15 protein-coding genes are annotated in these 16,639 nt (G+C 43.1%); 13 read left to right on the forward strand and 2 right to left on the reverse strand.

The features are described 5' to 3' along the window. The first annotated feature begins 19 nt into the window (after window positions 1–19). The 10 genes from flgH (at window position 20) to BS333_RS03970 (ending at window position 10,669) form a co-directional block, all read left to right on the forward strand. The gene (gene flgH, locus BS333_RS03920; protein WP_418369072.1) at window positions 20–799 is read left to right on the forward strand and encodes a flagellar basal body L-ring protein FlgH; all 780 of its coding nucleotides are present in this window, start codon (window positions 20–22) and stop codon (window positions 797–799) included. 45 nt (window positions 800–844) lie between these two features. Beyond that, a complete protein-coding gene (locus tag BS333_RS03925; protein ID WP_021711114.1) occupies window positions 845–1,936 on the forward strand; it encodes a flagellar basal body P-ring protein FlgI in 1,092 nt (363 codons plus the stop codon). Window positions 1,937–1,951: 15 nt separating this feature from the next. Next, the gene (gene flgJ / locus BS333_RS03930) at window positions 1,952–2,938 is read left to right on the forward strand and encodes a flagellar assembly peptidoglycan hydrolase FlgJ (protein ID WP_021711115.1); all 987 of its coding nucleotides are present in this window, start codon (window positions 1,952–1,954) and stop codon (window positions 2,936–2,938) included. Window positions 2,939–3,170: 232 nt separating this feature from the next. After that, window positions 3,171–5,084 carry a flagellar hook-associated protein FlgK gene (flgK, locus tag BS333_RS03935; protein WP_021711116.1) on the forward strand — a complete coding sequence of 638 codons (1,914 nt, stop codon included), beginning with the start codon at window positions 3,171–3,173 and terminating at the stop codon, window positions 5,082–5,084. Window positions 5,085–5,095: 11 nt separating this feature from the next. Beyond that, window positions 5,096–6,286 carry a flagellar hook-associated protein FlgL gene (gene flgL, locus BS333_RS03940; protein WP_021711117.1) on the forward strand — a complete coding sequence of 397 codons (1,191 nt, stop codon included), beginning with the start codon at window positions 5,096–5,098 and terminating at the stop codon, window positions 6,284–6,286. Between the two features lie 436 nt (window positions 6,287–6,722). After that, window positions 6,723–7,877, forward strand: coding sequence for a flagellin (locus BS333_RS03945; RefSeq protein ID WP_021711118.1), 1,155 nt, complete (start codon window positions 6,723–6,725; stop codon window positions 7,875–7,877). A 527-nt stretch (window positions 7,878–8,404) separates the two neighbouring features. Continuing rightward, window positions 8,405–9,151, forward strand: coding sequence for a hypothetical protein (locus BS333_RS03955; protein ID WP_021711119.1), 747 nt, complete (start codon window positions 8,405–8,407; stop codon window positions 9,149–9,151). Between the two features lie 114 nt (window positions 9,152–9,265). Further along, on the forward strand, window positions 9,266–9,643 hold the full coding sequence (locus tag BS333_RS03960; protein ID WP_021711120.1) for a DUF4160 domain-containing protein: 378 nt from the start codon (window positions 9,266–9,268) through the stop codon (window positions 9,641–9,643). A 183-nt stretch (window positions 9,644–9,826) separates the two neighbouring features. Further along, the gene (locus BS333_RS03965) at window positions 9,827–10,252 is read left to right on the forward strand and encodes a hypothetical protein (protein ID WP_021711121.1); all 426 of its coding nucleotides are present in this window, start codon (window positions 9,827–9,829) and stop codon (window positions 10,250–10,252) included. Window positions 10,253–10,321: 69 nt separating this feature from the next. Continuing rightward, on the forward strand, window positions 10,322–10,669 hold the full coding sequence (locus BS333_RS03970) for a beta/alpha barrel domain-containing protein (protein ID WP_021711122.1): 348 nt from the start codon (window positions 10,322–10,324) through the stop codon (window positions 10,667–10,669). A 148-nt stretch (window positions 10,670–10,817) separates the two neighbouring features. Here the strand turns inward: BS333_RS03970 and BS333_RS22145 are convergent, their stop codons facing one another. After that, a complete protein-coding gene (locus tag BS333_RS22145; protein ID WP_021711123.1) occupies window positions 10,818–10,970 on the reverse strand; it encodes a hypothetical protein in 153 nt (50 codons plus the stop codon). Window positions 10,971–11,327: 357 nt separating this feature from the next. Between BS333_RS22145 and BS333_RS03975 the strand changes: the two genes are divergently transcribed. Beyond that, window positions 11,328–12,368 carry an oxidoreductase gene (locus tag BS333_RS03975; protein WP_021711124.1) on the forward strand — a complete coding sequence of 347 codons (1,041 nt, stop codon included), beginning with the start codon at window positions 11,328–11,330 and terminating at the stop codon, window positions 12,366–12,368. Window positions 12,369–12,471: 103 nt separating this feature from the next. Here BS333_RS03975 and BS333_RS03980 read toward each other — a convergent pair whose 3' ends face one another. Beyond that, on the reverse strand, window positions 12,472–14,322 hold the full coding sequence (locus BS333_RS03980) for a hypothetical protein (RefSeq protein ID WP_021711125.1): 1,851 nt from the start codon (window positions 14,320–14,322) through the stop codon (window positions 12,472–12,474). A gap of 499 nt (window positions 14,323–14,821) precedes the next feature. Here BS333_RS03980 and BS333_RS03985 point away from each other — a divergent pair, with 499 nt between their 5' ends. Together BS333_RS03985 and prfH are read left to right on the forward strand one after the other, a co-directional pair. Next, window positions 14,822–16,003, forward strand: a complete 1,182-nt coding sequence (locus BS333_RS03985) for an RNA ligase RtcB family protein (RefSeq protein WP_021711126.1) — start codon at window positions 14,822–14,824, stop codon at window positions 16,001–16,003. Further along, the gene (gene prfH / locus BS333_RS03990; protein ID WP_021711127.1) at window positions 16,000–16,632 is read left to right on the forward strand and encodes a peptide chain release factor H; all 633 of its coding nucleotides are present in this window, start codon (window positions 16,000–16,002) and stop codon (window positions 16,630–16,632) included. Before BS333_RS03985 ends, prfH begins: the two co-directional genes overlap by 4 nt. Window positions 16,633–16,639 lie beyond the last annotated feature (7 nt).

Here is a 16,639-nt window from a genome sequence, read left to right on the forward strand (position 1 = left end):
TGATAGGGTATTCAGAATGATGATTCAACGTTTAAGCTTAATAATATTAGCGATTGCTCTGTCTGGTTGTTCCATGGTCGGTGGCAAACATAAAGGTGAATCTGACCAAGGCACAACATCTGTTGATGCGGTAGAAGGCGACAAATCTAAGGAAGGTGGTAATGCTATCACAGATGTGTTCCGTGGCCGAAAGGACCCTGTAGCTGATGATCCTGCATGGGCACCCATTCACCCAAGCCAAAAAACGGAACACTATGCCGCTGCAACCGGTTCATTATTCAGTGCTGAACACATTACGGATCTTTATGATGACTCTAAACCTCGTGGCGTCGGGGATATCATTACCGTTACTCTAGATGAAACCACCAGTGCAACGAAAAGTGCCAATGCGGATTTGTCCAAAACCAATGATTCCACTATGGAACCGATTATGGTGGGCGGTCAAGAAATGAAAGTGGGTAAATACAACTTTTCTTATGACTTAAACAATAAAAATACGTTTGCCGGAGATTCCTCAGCAAAACAAAGTAACAGCATCAGCGGCTATATCACCGTTGAAGTGGTTGAAGTCTTAGCGAATGGTAATTTGGTGATTCGCGGTGAGAAGTGGATGACCTTGAACACTGGTGATGAATACATTCGTTTGAGTGGCACCATTCGACCGGATGACATTAACTTTGATAATACCATTGCGTCAAATCGAGTTTCTAACGCCAGAATTCAATATTCAGGCACAGGAATGGCTCAAGATACGCAGCAACCTGGATTCTTGGCACGATTCTTCAATGTAGCTCTGTAGGCACCGTGAAATATCGGTAAATTGACGTTGAGAGATAAAGCCAGAATGAAAAAAACCTTATTACTACTGATCAGTGTTGCGCTACTTGTAACAACAGCCCAAGCCGCACGAATCAAAGACGTTGCACAGGTTGCGGGCGTTCGTAGCAACCAACTTGTCGGTTATGGTTTAGTTTCTGGCTTGCCGGGGACGGGGGAGTCAAACCCGTTCACTGAGCAAAGCTTTGCGGCAATGCTACAAAATTTCGGCATTCAAATGCCGCCTGGCACCAAGCCAAAGATTAAAAATGTTGCCGCTGTTATGGTGACTGCGGAACTGCCTGCTTTCGCTAAGCAAGGTCAACAAATTGACGTCAATGTTTCCTCTATCGGAAGTGCAAAGAGCCTGCGTGGTGGTACTTTGCTGCAAACTTTCCTTAAAGGTTTAGATGGCCAAGTATATGCAGTCGCTCAGGGTAACCTTGTGGTGAGTGGTTTCAGTGCGGAAGGGGCTGATGGTTCTAAACTGGTGGGGAACAATCCAACCGTTGGTTTGATCTCAAGTGGCGCCACCGTCGAGCGCGAAATTCCTAATCCTTTCGGCCGTGGTGACTTCATTACCTTTAACTTGCTTGATTCCGATTTCACCACAGCGCAGCGTATGGCGGATGCGGTCAATAACTTCCTTGGCCCACAAATGGCCAGCGCAGTGGATGCCACCTCGGTGCGTGTCCGTGCCCCACGTGATGTCAGCCAGCGAGTCGCATTTCTGTCGGCGATCGAAAATCTAGAGTTTGATCCTGCTGATGGCGCAGCAAAAATTATTGTTAACTCTCGCACAGGGACAATTGTGGTCGGCAAGCATGTGCGTTTGAAACCCGCAGCAGTCACTCACGGTGGTATGACAGTGGCGATCAAAGAAAAACTCAATGTTAGTCAACCTAATAGCTTCTCAGGCGGTCAAACCGTAGTCGTGCCAGACTCTGATATCGAAGTTAACGAAGAAAATGGCAAGATGTTTAAATTTGAACCTGGCACAACACTGGATGATCTGGTGCGCGCGGTCAATGAAGTCGGCGCAGCTCCCTCGGATCTGATGGCGATTTTGCAAGCCTTGAAACAGGCGGGTGCAATTGAAGGTCAATTGATCATCATTTGATCGCTGGGGGAAGACATGATTAATAATTCAAATGACGTCGGTTTTATTCACGACATCAGCTCACTCGATACGCTGCGTCAAAAAGCGCTTCATGAAGGCAAAGAAGGCGAGCAAAAGGCATTGCATGCGGCAGCCAAACAGTTCGAATCTATCTTTACTTCGATGATGCTAAAATCGATGCGTGAGGCAAATGAAGGTTTTGAGTCTAACTTTTTAAATAGCCAAAACGAAAAGTTTTATCGCCAAATGCTGGATGAGCAAATGGTCAGTCAACTTAGTTCATCGGGCTCGATGGGCCTTGCCGATATGATTGTCGCGCAATTAACCGTTGGTCAGGACCAAGGTAGCGATCAATCGGAAGTGGTAATCAGAGAGGCTGCGAGCAGTGCGGCAGACTATCGCCGTGTTGATCCTGTTAAGGCGCGTGAAATTGAACAACGTCTCATCGAATCCGGACAGTTAAAGCGCTCAAATGAACCATCGATGGCCGATGACGTGGCCAACGCATCTAACATACCGGCAGCAATAGGTAAGTCGGCAACATTTGATACACCAGAATCCTTTGTCGCTTCTTTAAAACCTTACGCGACTCGTGCGGCAAAAGCATTGGGCGTGGAACCCTCGTTACTGATTGCTCAAGCGGCGCTAGAAACGGGCTGGGGGCAAAAAGTAGTTAAGAACGCGCGCGGTAGTACCAATAACCTGTTTAACATCAAAGCAGACAGAAGTTGGCAGGGAGATAAGATCTCGACTCAAACGCTTGAGTTTTATGATCAGATACCTGTGAAAGAAACGGCGGCATTCCGTTCTTACTCAAACTACCAAGACAGCTTTAACGATTATGTCCAATTCTTGAATGACAACCCTCGTTATCAGACCGCATTGCAAAATCACGGCAGTTCAGAAGCCTTTATTCGCGGTATCCACAAAGCCGGATACGCGACCGATCCACACTATGCAGATAAAGTGCTGCAAGTGAAGCACAAAATCGAAAACATGTAGTCTCAAGCGAATCAGCGTTTGGCTTTTCTTTTCGTTATCCCCAAGTGACTTTAGTGGCTTGCAGTACGCAAGCCATTACGTTTTCGTTCTGTTTACCTTTACCTTTTGCCCTTGCTTTATTTGCCTTTGATTGAGTGATGAATCATAAAGATTTTTTCTTGGCATACTAATTGCTAAATAAAACACGGGTCATCGACTAGGTTCGATATTTTTTGTTTTTTTGGAGGCATTTATGGCGTCAGATCTCTTGAACGTAGGGGCACAAAGTGTGCTTACTGCTCAGAGACAGTTGAATACAACAGGTCATAACATTTCTAATGCGAATACTGAGGGTTATAGCCGTCAGTCTGTCATCCAAGGAACAAATGATCCGCGTCAATTTGGCGGTTCGACCTACGGCATGGGCGTGCATGTGGAAAATGTTCGCCGCTCTTGGGATCAATTTGCCGTTAAAGAGCTCAATCTGTCGACAACGAATTACGCAAACAAGCTCGATGATGAAAAGAACCTTGATCTACTCTCAAGCATGCTTGCGTCGATCTCTTCGAAAAAAATTCCAGAAAACATGAACGAATGGTTTGATGCCGTTAAAACGATGGCCGATACGCCCAACGATATGGGGGCGCGTCAAGTGGTATTGGAAAAGTCTAAAGTGCTAGCTGATACCCTTAATGGCTTCCATGAAACCGTTCGTCAGCAAGCCGATGAGACTAATAAAGCGCTTGATATGGGCATAGGGCGAGTTAACCAGCTTGCCGTTGAAATTCGCGATATTCACCGTTTAATGATGCGCACGCCCGGTCCACATAACGATTTGATGGACAAGCATGAAAAGTTAATCAAAGAGCTTTCCGAGTACACCAAAGTCACAGTGACGCCTCGCAAAAATGCCGAGGGATTCAATGTGCATATCGGTAACGGGCATACCTTGGTATCCGGTACTGAGGCCAGTCAATTAAAGATGATTGATGGCTTTCCTGATGTGCATCAACGCCGTCTTGCCATGGTGGAAGGTGGCGGTATTAAAGCCATTAAATCCGATGATATTAATGGCAAGATCGGCGCATTACTTAAAATGCGTGATGAACATATCCCGCAGATTATGGATGAACTCGGTCGAGTATCCGTTGGCTTTTCGGAACAAGTGAATCACTTACAAACACAAGGCTTGGATCATAACGGTGCGGTTGGTAAGGCCTTATTTACAGATATCAATACTGAGCGACTGGCAACATCGCGTGTTGTTGCAGGGCCGCAATCTAATGTCGATATGGCGGTCTATATCGAGGACATTAGTACGCTAAAGGGCGGTGAATATGCCGTTCGCTATGAATCAGATGGCTACCACGTGACCAAACCAAATGGCGAAAGCGTAAAATTGAATACTGATGCTAACAACGCCTTTTATTTGGATGGTATGCGCGTCGAAGTGCGCAACCCTCCAGCGATTGGAGAGCAAATCTTACTGCGTCCGACTCGAAGCAGTGCCGCGCAAATTCGAGTGGAAACCACCGATCCGAAAGCCATAGCGGCACAAAGCTACGAAGCGTCCACCACTTCCGCTCAGGGTAAAGCCAAGTTTGAGATCCTTGCGGCAGGTGATTTACGTGAGTTTGAAGTCGTGGTGTCACCAACTGGGGATCAATTCGCGGTCACAGATACCAAAGGCAACATTTTGGTTGCTCCGCAGCCTTATCCACCGTCTGGTCCTGTTTCCGTTACATTACCTGTGGGCCATCCTGACTATCAAAGTGGTGCAGCTACCGTTTTTGAGCTTGGCTCAGGAGCGTTTGCCAACGATAAATTTACTGCGAACTTAGTGCCGTCTGAAGGCGGGAACGGTAACTTGCGTAAAATGCAAAACATCCAGACGGAAAAGACCATGAATGGTCAAGAATCGACAGTGATGAGCTTGTATTTTAATCTAAACACCGACGTCGGTTTAAAGACTTCTACAGCAGCACGACAAGCGGACGTTGCCCAGTTAGAAAATGAGTCTGCCCATGAACGTGTGGCTTCTGTTTCAGGAGTAAACCTGGATGAAGAAGCGGCGAACATGATGAAGTTTCAGCAGGCGTACATGGCTTCTTCACGGGTAATGCAAGCGGCTAATGACACCTTTAACACTATTTTGCAGTTGCGATAAAGGGGATCAAGATGCTTACTCGTATTGCCAGTTTCCACCATTATCAATCTGTACAGAATGACTTGCGCCGCCAAGAGAATCAAATTCATCATAACCAAGAGCAATTGGCGTCCGGCAAGCAATTGACCAAACCGAGTGACGATCCTTTAGCGACGCACTACTTACAGAGTATTGGTCAGCAAGAAGAACAACTGAATGAGTACCTTGATGCCATCGTGCTCGTTCGCAACCGTATTGAGAATCAAGAGGTCGTGACTTCAGATGCTGAAGAACTGATTGATGAATCAAAGCGGATCACCATGGAAATGATTAATGGTGCTTTTTCACCAGAAGATCGAGCGGCCAAAAAACGTGAGCTACAAGAAGTGGCAAATAATTTGTTTTCTCTGGTCAACAGTCAGGATGAGTCCGGTAACTATGTTTTCGCCGGGACGAAACCAAAGAACCAACCGTTTTTTCAAGACTACGATGGCTCAGTGGTTTATCGAGGTGATGACTATCAGCGTAAAATGAAAATCTCAAGCAATATTGAAATGGCAATCAATACTCCGGGCAATCATTTATTCACTATCATCCCGAATCCTCTGGGTGATTTTGAGCCACAATATCAGCTTAAAGATGGCTCTGAATTATTGCTGGAGCAAGCCACAACCAGCGTTGCCAATAATGATGTGTTTAAAGTCACCTTTGTGGATATGAACAATGGTACTTTTGCTTATCAACTGGAAAAGAATGGCAGCGTGGTTAAGGTGGATGACTATTCGCCGGTGAACGGGATTCAGTACGCGGGTGTCGATATTCAACTGAAAGGTAAAGTGACAGCTGGGGACAGCATCACCCTTGAACCTAGAGAAACCTTCAGCGTCTTTGATTCTTTGAAAGAGGCTATGGCTTGGTCTGAAGGATCGGTTTCTGATGCCTCTGCCACTGCAAAACTGCACCAGATGACAGAAGAGTTCCAAGCGGCGTTTATTCACATGAACAAAGCTCGTACCGATATCGGTGCTAAGCTCAGTACGCTTGATCTTCAAGAACAAAATCATCAAGACTTTAATCTATCTTTGACCAAAGCAAAAAGTAATTTTGAAGATTTGGATTACTCGAAAGCCGTGATTGAATTCAGCGAGAATTCACGAGCCCTTCAAGCGTCACAGCAAGCCTTTGGCAAGACGAAAGATCTGACTTTGTTTAATTACCTTTAAGGTGTGCTACCCAAGTAACCTCAAGGGGCTTGGGTATCGAGACGGCTGACTTCATTTATGTGCTATGCCTTAAATGAAATAACCCAGTCCCCACCTTAAACAAGCGGCTCGCTTTGGAGAAACATGAGCAATACGGCATGTTTTTACCGAAAGCGGCAAAAGTTGACACCGTTAGCTCAAAAGAACGGCATGGTTGAGTTCTTAAGCGAAGGGGTGTAAGCCTTTTATTTTCAATAATAGGCAAGTGATTGACGTATAATGATTTTTATTAATTATTTAAGTTGGCACATAATTTGTATTGATATTCACATATTGTGATTGAAATACGCTCAGACTTGCCGCTTGGCAATGAGGGTCAATGTTTACGGTCAGTGCTTTTCCAAATGAGTAAAGCTGGCCGCTTCGCGAACCAAAGCGAACTCAACAGGAGAGCAAAATGGCTGTAACAGTAAATACCAACGTTGCTGCGATGACTTCGCAGCGTTATCTAAATAAAGCATCAAATGAGCTGAATACCTCGATGGAGCGTTTGTCATCAGGTAGCAAGATCAACAGTGCAAAAGACGATGCGGCGGGCTTACAAATCTCGAACCGTCTCACTGCTCAATCTCGCGGCCTAGATGTTGCGATGCGTAACGCTAATGATGGTATTTCTATTGCCCAAACCGCTGAGGGCGCAATGGATGAAGCGACGGCAGTGATGCAACGTATGCGTGACTTGGCGATTCAATCGTCAAACGGCAGTAACACCGATGCAGAACGCCAAGCGATCAATGAAGAGTCAACCGCGTTGATTGATGAAATCAACCGAATTGCGGAGACGACGTCATTTGGTGGTCGACGCCTTCTTAACGGTTCATTTGGTGATGCAGCTTTCCAAATTGGTGCGAGCTCTGGTGAAGCGATGATCATGGCTCTGACCAGTATCCGTGCAGATGACGGCCGCATGGGTGGCACAACACTGACGGCCAACAACAGTAAAGACATCAACTGGCAAGTACCATCCGCCAGTACAGATCTTAAGATTACGCTGCCAGGCATGGATCAAGATGCAAGCGGTAATCCTATCGATCTTGATATTAGCATTTCAGCTAAAGCGGGTGATGATATTGAAGAGCTGGCGACTTACATCAATGGTCAATCCGATCTTATTAATGCTTCTGTGAGCGAAGACGGTAAGTTACAGATTTTTGTCGCAAACCCTAATGTTCAAGGGGCAATGTCAGTATCTGGTAGTCTTGCAACCGAGCTAGGTTTAGCGGGCCCTGGTACGTCAACGGTAGTTCAAGACATTGATATGACGACAGTACAAGGCTCTCAGAATGCGATTTCTATCCTAGATTCTGCTTTACAATATGTGGATTCACAGCGTGCGGATTTAGGCGCGAAGCAAAACCGTTTAAATCATAGCATCAACAACTTGGCTAACATCCAAGAAAACGTAGATGCATCAAACAGTCGAATTAAAGATACGGACTTTGCGAAGGAAACAACGCAGATGACCAAATCTCAAATTTTGCAACAGGCAGGGACTTCGATTCTTGCTCAAGCAAAACAGTTGCCGAACTCTGCAATGCAATTATTGCAGTAGTGACGAAGCTGATACTCAATGCATTCAGACGTGAGTGTGAGTATTGGTTTTTGGCAAAGCAACATTACATATAATAAAGATGTCAGGCTCTCTCATCTCTCACCTGCCGAGCATTTTTTAATGTAACGTTGCACCCGGTATGCCGGATATGTGTTCATTTCTCTTGATCTCACATTGGCTCTGGCGTCCAACCTAGCCCCAGTTCTCTCAAAGGAAAAGGGGCTTTTTCTTACCTATTTTTCTACGAATATTCCCTATAGAGCACACGGCAAGTATGAGTGCACCACAGAAAATGCACTTTTCTCCCCACCTTTGACGTTTTTGATCTCGTTTTTTCGCAACTTTTATTCAGTACAATTAAGTTATCTAGGAAAGGTAGCAACCTGCAGCGAGCCTTTTAGGAGTCAAAGGTTAGGGGCTATTTGAAGCGGCTAGAAACCTTTGAGTATTTGCTAATTAAACCTCCCATTGGTATGCTGTTCTGTATTTTGGTTGTTAGCTTTCGTCGGTAAGGTTTGGTGTAAAGAATGGAAAATAAAAAGAGAGAGATTCAACAAACATCCATAGATATTGGTCTAACCGCTATTGATGCCATACCATATGTTGGTGGTGTAATTACACGAACTATTGACCGTAAGATGAGCCGATTTGAGATTGCGCGAATTGAGCAATTAACTCTGGGTATATCTAAGCGTGTAGATGATCTTGAAGTGAAAATATCTCAAGTGCACAAAAATCATGACTTTAATGAGTTTATATTTGATCTATCTGCACAAGTTAGACTCGCCAATGGTCACAATCTGATAAATGCATATTCTGGAATTGCAGCACATGCTATCGAAACTCAGCATATACAAGATTGTATTTTCGCTCAAAAAGTTTTATCTGGTTTCACTGAGCACCACTTACACGTGTTAAGTTTTATGAGTACTAATAGTTATGACAATGCTGAAGCTATAAAAGTTACTAATGAGAAAAATGAAAAAACTTTGTGTTTAGCCTACGTGGAAACACCGATTTTTTCATTCACAGAAGATGAACCTAAAATGTCAGTGTCTGATGGCAATTACGAGGGTAATGTGCAAGTAATTGATGCAACAGTGATACCCTATCCAAAACCAATTCTTGTAAAGATTGCTAACGATCTAAAAACTATGGGGTTAGCATCATGTCCTGCATATCATCAGTTTATTAACGATCCCAATAGTAATTTGTACCTGACTCTTACAGATATTGGTAAGTGGTTTCTAGAAATCTCAGACTATGAAAGCTAACTGCTTAAAATTGGTTTGTAACACGTGGCATATTTACCATTGGTTTTAGTGATTGGCAGCTTTGGTATTGAGTTGTTCATACTTTGAAGATGTGTTGTGCATCATGAGGAAGATATGAAATTGGACAAAGAATTTATTGAATTACAAAGGCTTTTTTCTCAGAAAGATATGCTGACAGAGGTAAAGCAGTACTCGAAGAGTGGTGCTATGGAAGCTCTTCTTATTAGAAAGGAAAAAATGAAGCTGAAAATTTATCAAGAAAAAGGACACCATTACCCACATATCCATATTGATTACGGTAAGCAGAATCACGTAGCTAGCTACTCAATTGAAACAGGTCAAAGGTTGGAAGGCAATCTACCTAAAAGTTTCGATAGGGTAGTTACTTCTTGGCTTGAACGTAATCGTTCGAAGGTGCTTGAGGTTTGGGCTGCTTTACAACTTGGTGAACCCCATGAACATTTAATTGCAGAGTTGTCAGGAGATGCTTAGCATTAAAATTTAAGCACAACTTCCTTAAGATCACAGCTCACGGTGGCTTTTCCATATCTGGCACAGAAACCATGAGTGGCACAGATGGTTTCTATCTCATTTTTCACAACTTCCTTTCAGGAAAGAGTAACCTATTGATAGTATTGATTTTAAGTTACAAAAGAGCTTTATGCAGGGCAAAAAATGAACCTAAAATACCCAGAGACTGATATAGATTTCAACCCTGACCCATCTTTTTTTATTGGTGCATTTGATATTTATGATCAGGAAGAGACACTCGGCGAATATTTAAATCAATTTGACCCCAATGACACCGAACAGCTCTGTTTTATACTTGAAAAAGAGTTCTTTTCAGTAAGTCTTGATCTTACTGTGGAGCATCATGATGTTCTTATGAGAATGCTGGCAAGTGCTTTGAAAGATGTAGACCACGACTTCTCAGCCTATATTTATATAGAGGACGATGAGTACTTCTTTTTGCCTTTTGCTTGGGAGATTAAAAGTCCGCGTCGGTTCTTTGAAGTAATATACTTAAAAGCTTATATGAACTGGTCCGATCAACTCATGGCAGAGGGGCTTGAAGTCACGAAGCCGGAAGAGCTATTTTAATAAAACCTATACCCAAGTGACCTCAAGATGCTTTGGTATGGAATTGAATGTAGGATGAGGAAAAAATAAATGATATTTCAGTACAGGGATGGAATATACAGCTTAGCAAGAATAACAGGGCCTACTCATAACTTATTACGTATTAAGTTAGCGGATGAAAATGTGGGTAAGGTGGCAGTAACGGCATTAAGTGAAGAACCACCTATAAACATAACGTTAGACGAAGTGCATAGACAAGTGACGGAGGGAATTGAATATATCAAGGCAAATCGTCAATCAGGTTTTTATGTTTCTGAAGTACAGTATGTTCCATCTGACACATTTTCCCCTACTGTTTATCGCAACCTGATCATAGAAATAGCGAAACGGATAGAAAAAATAGCGTTGAGTGACTCTAGCCAAAGTCATATAACGTAAGAGTTATATAACGTAAATTAATATGGCGAAAAGTAATATAGCGGATATTTCTGTCACCGATATTAATATCGAGCGGTATGAGTCTGTTTATGAGATGGATTCTTTTGATTTTTCAATGTAAACCAAATTTTCTTTCGACCGTTATTTTTCATAATAACTCCTCGAGAACGACACCACTTTGGCCATTCGATATTCTTTGCAGTAAGTGATTGATTAATGTCTTTTGACTAACCAATGTGTTTTTATCATGATTTGATTTTTTACTCGATAAATCAATCTTATTTGATGTTTTATTGGACATATTTAGCCCCCTAGTTGTAATTAAAATTAAGGTGCACTGAACATAGGTATAACTTTAGGATAGAGAATTAAGGGAGATTACAGAGAGAAACTGGCTAGGGATGACGCTGGAAAACTGACTTTAATATTTTTATCTTTAAATCACTCTTTGTCAGAGCAGAATTCACTATACCGCATCTTTTGATAAAAGAAAGCTTTATTTTTACTCGATTGGTCAATGTATGTTTCTGATCATCTCGATTGAAGGCTCGTCAGTGTTCGTGCATCATGGCTGATATCGATGGCTTAAGCCGCTTTGAGCCGACTCGCTCTTAAGCCAACCGTTTGACAATCATCCGCTCAGCTTGGAAAGACAAACATGACCACTTCACCGATTAAGACTGCCGTCATTGGCTATGGATTCTCAGCAAAAACCTTTCATATTCCTTTTGTTACATATTTGAATGAATTTGAACTTGTGGCAATCAGTACGAGCAAACAAGAGGTGAAAGATGACTGGCCTGAAATCAGACATTTTGAGCAAGCTGATGATTTATTGACTCAGTCTGATGCTGAGCTGGTGATCATTACTGCGCCAAATGATGTTCATTTCAAGTTGGCTAAATTGGCATTGGAGAATGGAAAGCATGTGATCATCGAGAAACCTTTTGTCACAAAGAGCGATGAGGGTGAAGAGCTTATCGCCTTAGCCAAGGAACAAGGGCTGCTGTTAAGTGTTTATCATAATCGACGATGGGATGGTGATTTCTTGACGGTTCAAAAAATGCTTAATGAACAACGCTTAGGTGAGCTAAAGTATTTCGAGTCTCATTTTGATCGTTTTCGCCCTGAGGTTCGCCAGCGTTGGAAGGAGCAAGCCGCAGATGGGGGCGGTCTTTTATTTGATTTGGGCTCTCATCTTCTTGATCAAGCCATAACTTTGTTTGGGCTACCAGAAGCCATTAGTGCGGATTGCAAAATCATGCGCCAAGGGTCTAATAATGTTGATTATTTCCATTTGATTTTACATTATCCAGATCATCTCGCCGTTTTACATGGTGATATGCTCAGTGCGGGCCCAAACAAACGTTTGACGATTAATGGTACTGCCGGTAGTTATATAAAATATGGTATTGATCCTCAAGAAGAGCGTCTCATTGCCGGTGCGATTCCATCAACGAATGATTGGTCAGAAGAAGAGCCTTCCCAATATGGCCACTTTTACGATGCCAACCATTGCCAGCCGATTAAAACAGAAAGAGGTTGCTATCAGGAGTACTTTTGTCAGGTAGCTTCAGCCATTCATACGGGATCAGATTGCCCAGTTACTGCTGAAGAGGCGTTACTGAATATTAAGTTGATCAATCTTGCTATGGAAAGCAGTGATTTGGGTAAGAAGCTATTTATTAAAGACTTGTAGGGTATAACAAAACAGATAGCTGCCCTTCAGGAAAAATACTTCTTTGCTAAAAATAAGCAAGAAACTTCTGAGAAGGGCATGATATTTAAGTTTTTATGCCAATTTAAAGCAAGATAATACCAGTGATCTCTAAACCCTCTAGGGCTGCTGCGCCAAACTCAGAAGCACTCATTCCTGCCTCGTAAGCGCTACTGATAGATTCAGACGCCACTTCATTAATATCGCCAATATGAGAACTCCAACCGACACCTGCTAAGCTCGTTGTGTTGTAAATAAACGGAAGGCTATCGACCACGGAGGCTTTAAAGCCACGATCAATAACAAACCTCGCAATAAACTCACTGATACCCATTTCTCCCTCGTTGCCAAATTCGAACTCAGTGGCACTGTGGAGAATTTCGACGGACTCGTGTCCTGCGATTTCAGCAGTTGACCCCTCTGCGCCAATATTGACACTGATGCTGCCGATTTTTTCATGTATCCCAGGAATGGCATCCACTTCTCTCAATAAGTAAGAGTCCAACTGCTTAGCAAAATTTGCGGCGGCAGTTTGGCTATCAAACTTAATGACCGTTTTTTCTGCAACGTCAGCACTTTGATTGATGGTTTTAACAAGTGTCGTGCCTCCTGTCTCTATCGAGGCTTGGTTTGCGGGCTGTCCGGTGCTAGCTTCAATGAAGCCCATCTCAGACATGATATCAAGTTCAGTCGTGGAGACTTCTTGTTGGTAATAGGCTTGTGCGTACCCCTCTGTCGGTACCGCGAGATAGTCATGAATGGCTTGTGGCGCTCCGTTGCTTTTCATGAGGCTGTGTAGGTCATTAAACGCGGAGGACAACGATTGTGTTACCGTTTTAGGCCCAATGGTTGTTGAGCTGAAGCCTAGGAATTCGAATGGGTTGCCAATCCTGCCTTTCTTAGCAAGATAGACTATGGTAGCCCCGAGACCTGATACGACAGCCCCAGTTGAAGCTATGGCCGCTAGATGTCCATGGCCAAGGTCTTTATCTGTAGTTATATCATCATAAACCATGACATTAGACAGGATGGCAGGGGAAGTTTGGGTGCCTTGAGAAGTATAAGCGTTGTTGAAAAAAGACAATGTTGTTTGGTGACTGTTAGCAATAAACTGGACCTCTACTTTTTCCCAACTTCTCCCATCTGTTGTATTGTCAAATGGCCTGCCTACGGTTCCTTGTTGACCATTCACCCAGAACTCTTTCGCAATCAGTGGATGCTGTTTGACAACGGAAACTTGTTCGTCTGCGACTTCAATCTGCAGATGAACAGGCTGATAGGTGTAAACCATTTCACTGTAATTGATAAAATCGCCCGTGAAGTCGAAGCTGAGTGTATAACTTTGGCCGGGAACCGTTGCGAGTGTGGTTTGAATTGCGGCTGACTGATTTGGCTTGCCAACAATGAGTGAGAAGCTACCTGAAGGGCCTTTTATGCTGTCGAGTTGGGTAGGGGTGTTACGAATATTAAGTGGGTAAGTACAACGGCTATTTTGTTGTAACAAACACCAATTTTCAATGTCGTTAAGCGTTGGAGTAAAGCGAGGATTGAGTACTTTCTGATGTTGTAAATAATAGAGAATGGCTTCTCCTACTTCTTGTTTTATGGCTGTTTCTCTGGCTCTCAATAGATCGTAGTTGGGAAGAGGTGCATCGATTATTGATGTGCCTTGGATATACCTATTGGCAATATTGTTAAGTGAGGAGCGTGCAACATAATTTAATAATGAATTAAACCGCTGTGACGCTTCTCCTGATAATTGTTGGTCTGCTTTAAACAGGTGTTTATGGGAATTATTGAGTTGAGGAGAGCTGTTTAATTGAGAATCGTGGTCTAGTTGAGAATAGGTGTTTAGTGGAGAAGAAGTGCTGGCGTATAGTGATGGGCTTGCAGTAATGATAGAAATAATGAGTGTAGCTAGCGATATTTTTTTCATGATGGCATTCTTATATTTTTATTAAATTAGTAACCCACAGCTATCGTGTGGATTAATTCGGCAGGAGTATAGACCGTAAGAGTTGTATTCATCAAGTGAATAAGTAGAGTATTAGTACTAAGTTGGGTAAATGTGTTTTTTGTTTAGTCAGTGATTCGGTATGGGTAGAGACATCGCTTCTTTCCATTACCTTGAATAGAAATACCTTGAACTTTCATATCAATTAAAATGGCTTAAGTAATAAATAATTAATTATCAATAAGTTGTTGATTTTATATTTTTATTTGTTTAACATGCGCTCTCTTCATCAATATCAACTAACCGAAAAGGAGTAAAAATCATGACAATTAAATTCTTATCCTTTGCAGGTCTTACCCGATAAGTAGCACAAAGCTATCTAATCTATTTCAAGGTTTTGGCTTTCTAGTAAAGCTACGCCCGGTCGATTGACCTGCCAATACGTTTTACGTTTTAAATCCTATTTTAAGGAATTGGTATTATGGGCAAATCCGTCCAAAAAATTGCTGACAACGTCAATCTGATCGCTTCTAAAGAGACGTGGATCGAAGGCTTAGCGGTTCAACAGCTTATAACAACATCAGAACTAACAGGAATGAAGCAAGTGGCAGGCATGCCAGACTTGCACCCGGGAAGAGGCTATCCCATTGGGGCGGCGTTTTTTACGACCAAGACCATTTATCCAGCACTAGTCGGCAATGATATTGGTTGCGGGATGTCGCTCTGGCAAACGTCGATAAAAACCACCAAAGTGAACTTGGATAAAATGGTCAAGAAGTTTGAGCATATCGAGCAGCCACTCAATGACAGCTGGAATGATATTGTTCAAGCGAGAAAAACAGAAAAAAACATCACAACTCAAGCTTATGACCATGCTTTAGGCACTATTGGGGGCGGTAATCATTTTGCAGAGTTTCAGGCTATTGAGGATGTCTATCACCCTGAGGCGCTAAACGAGCTGGGCTTAAATACAAAGCAGTTATTGTTATTGGTTCACTCCGGCTCAAGAGGCTTGGGACAATCAATTTTGACCGAGCATATTAACTCACATAATCACAACGGGATTGAAATCAGTTCGGCTGACCACCCTCATTCCGACTTTGCTCATTATATGGAACAGCATGATGAGGCTGTGCGTTGGGCCGAGCTTAATCGCGAGCTTATTGCCCTAAGGTTTCTTGAGGCAGTTCGGACTGATGGTCAGTGCGTGCTAGATGTTAATCACAATCTAGTTTCACCGAAAACAATCAATAATGAATCGGGCTGGTTACATAGAAAAGGAGCCACACCGAGTGATAAAGGATATGTTGTTATTCCGGGATCACGTGGTGACTACAGTTATTTAGTTAAGCCAATGAGTGATTGCGACCAAGCGATGCAGATGAGCCTCTATTCATTGCCACATGGAGCGGGCAGAAAATGGAAACGTGGTGAGTGCCACGGCAGGTTAGGCCACAAATATAAGCGCGAAGACCTTTACCGCACCGCTTTGGGGAGTCGAGTGGTATGTGGCAATAAGGAACTGCTTTACGATGAAGCGCCTCAAGCTTATAAAAAATGTCAAACAGTGATCAACGATATGGTCACGGCAGGTTTGATAACGGTCGTTGCTAAATTACGCCCTGTATTAACCTTCAAAACTAACGGAGATTGTTCATCATGATATTGCTGCAATTATCATCAGGGCAAGGTCCTCTCGAATGCTGTAAAGCGGTTGGCTTAGCATTAAAATGCATTGAAAAACAGTGCCAGCAACAAGCGATTGAATTAACCATCGTGGATACTATCCCAGCAGAAAAAAAAGGATGTTTTAAGTCTTTATTATTGAAGCTTGAATCAAGCCATGAGGGGAGAGCCAAATTGCTTGCTTCATCGTGGCAAGGTGCGATGTTATGGGTCTGTCAAAGCCACTTTAGACCGAAGCATAAGCGTAAAAACTGGTTTTTTGGTGGGCGGATGTTTGAGCTTAATGAAGCCAAGTTTGGGGCGGGTGTGACCTATCAAACTTGCCGCGCATCGGGCGCTGGAGGGCAGCATGTTAATACGACCAACTCTGCGATCAGGGCAGTGCATAATGAAACGGGAATGTCAGTACGTGTTGAGAGTGAGCGAAGTCAGCATGCCAATAAACGGCTGGCGAAAGCGTTACTCTTTCAAAAACTAGACATGCTTGAGCAAGAAAAAGCGACCTCTCAAGACAAAGCTCGTTGGCAACAACACTGGGAGCTTGAAAGAGGTAATCCAGTAAGAACATTTAAAGGCGATAAATTTGTTGCTGCCGATACTTTTTGAGTACTGG

Source organism: Vibrio azureus (genome assembly GCF_002849855.1).
Classification (GTDB): Bacteria; Pseudomonadota; Gammaproteobacteria; order Enterobacterales; family Vibrionaceae; genus Vibrio; species Vibrio azureus.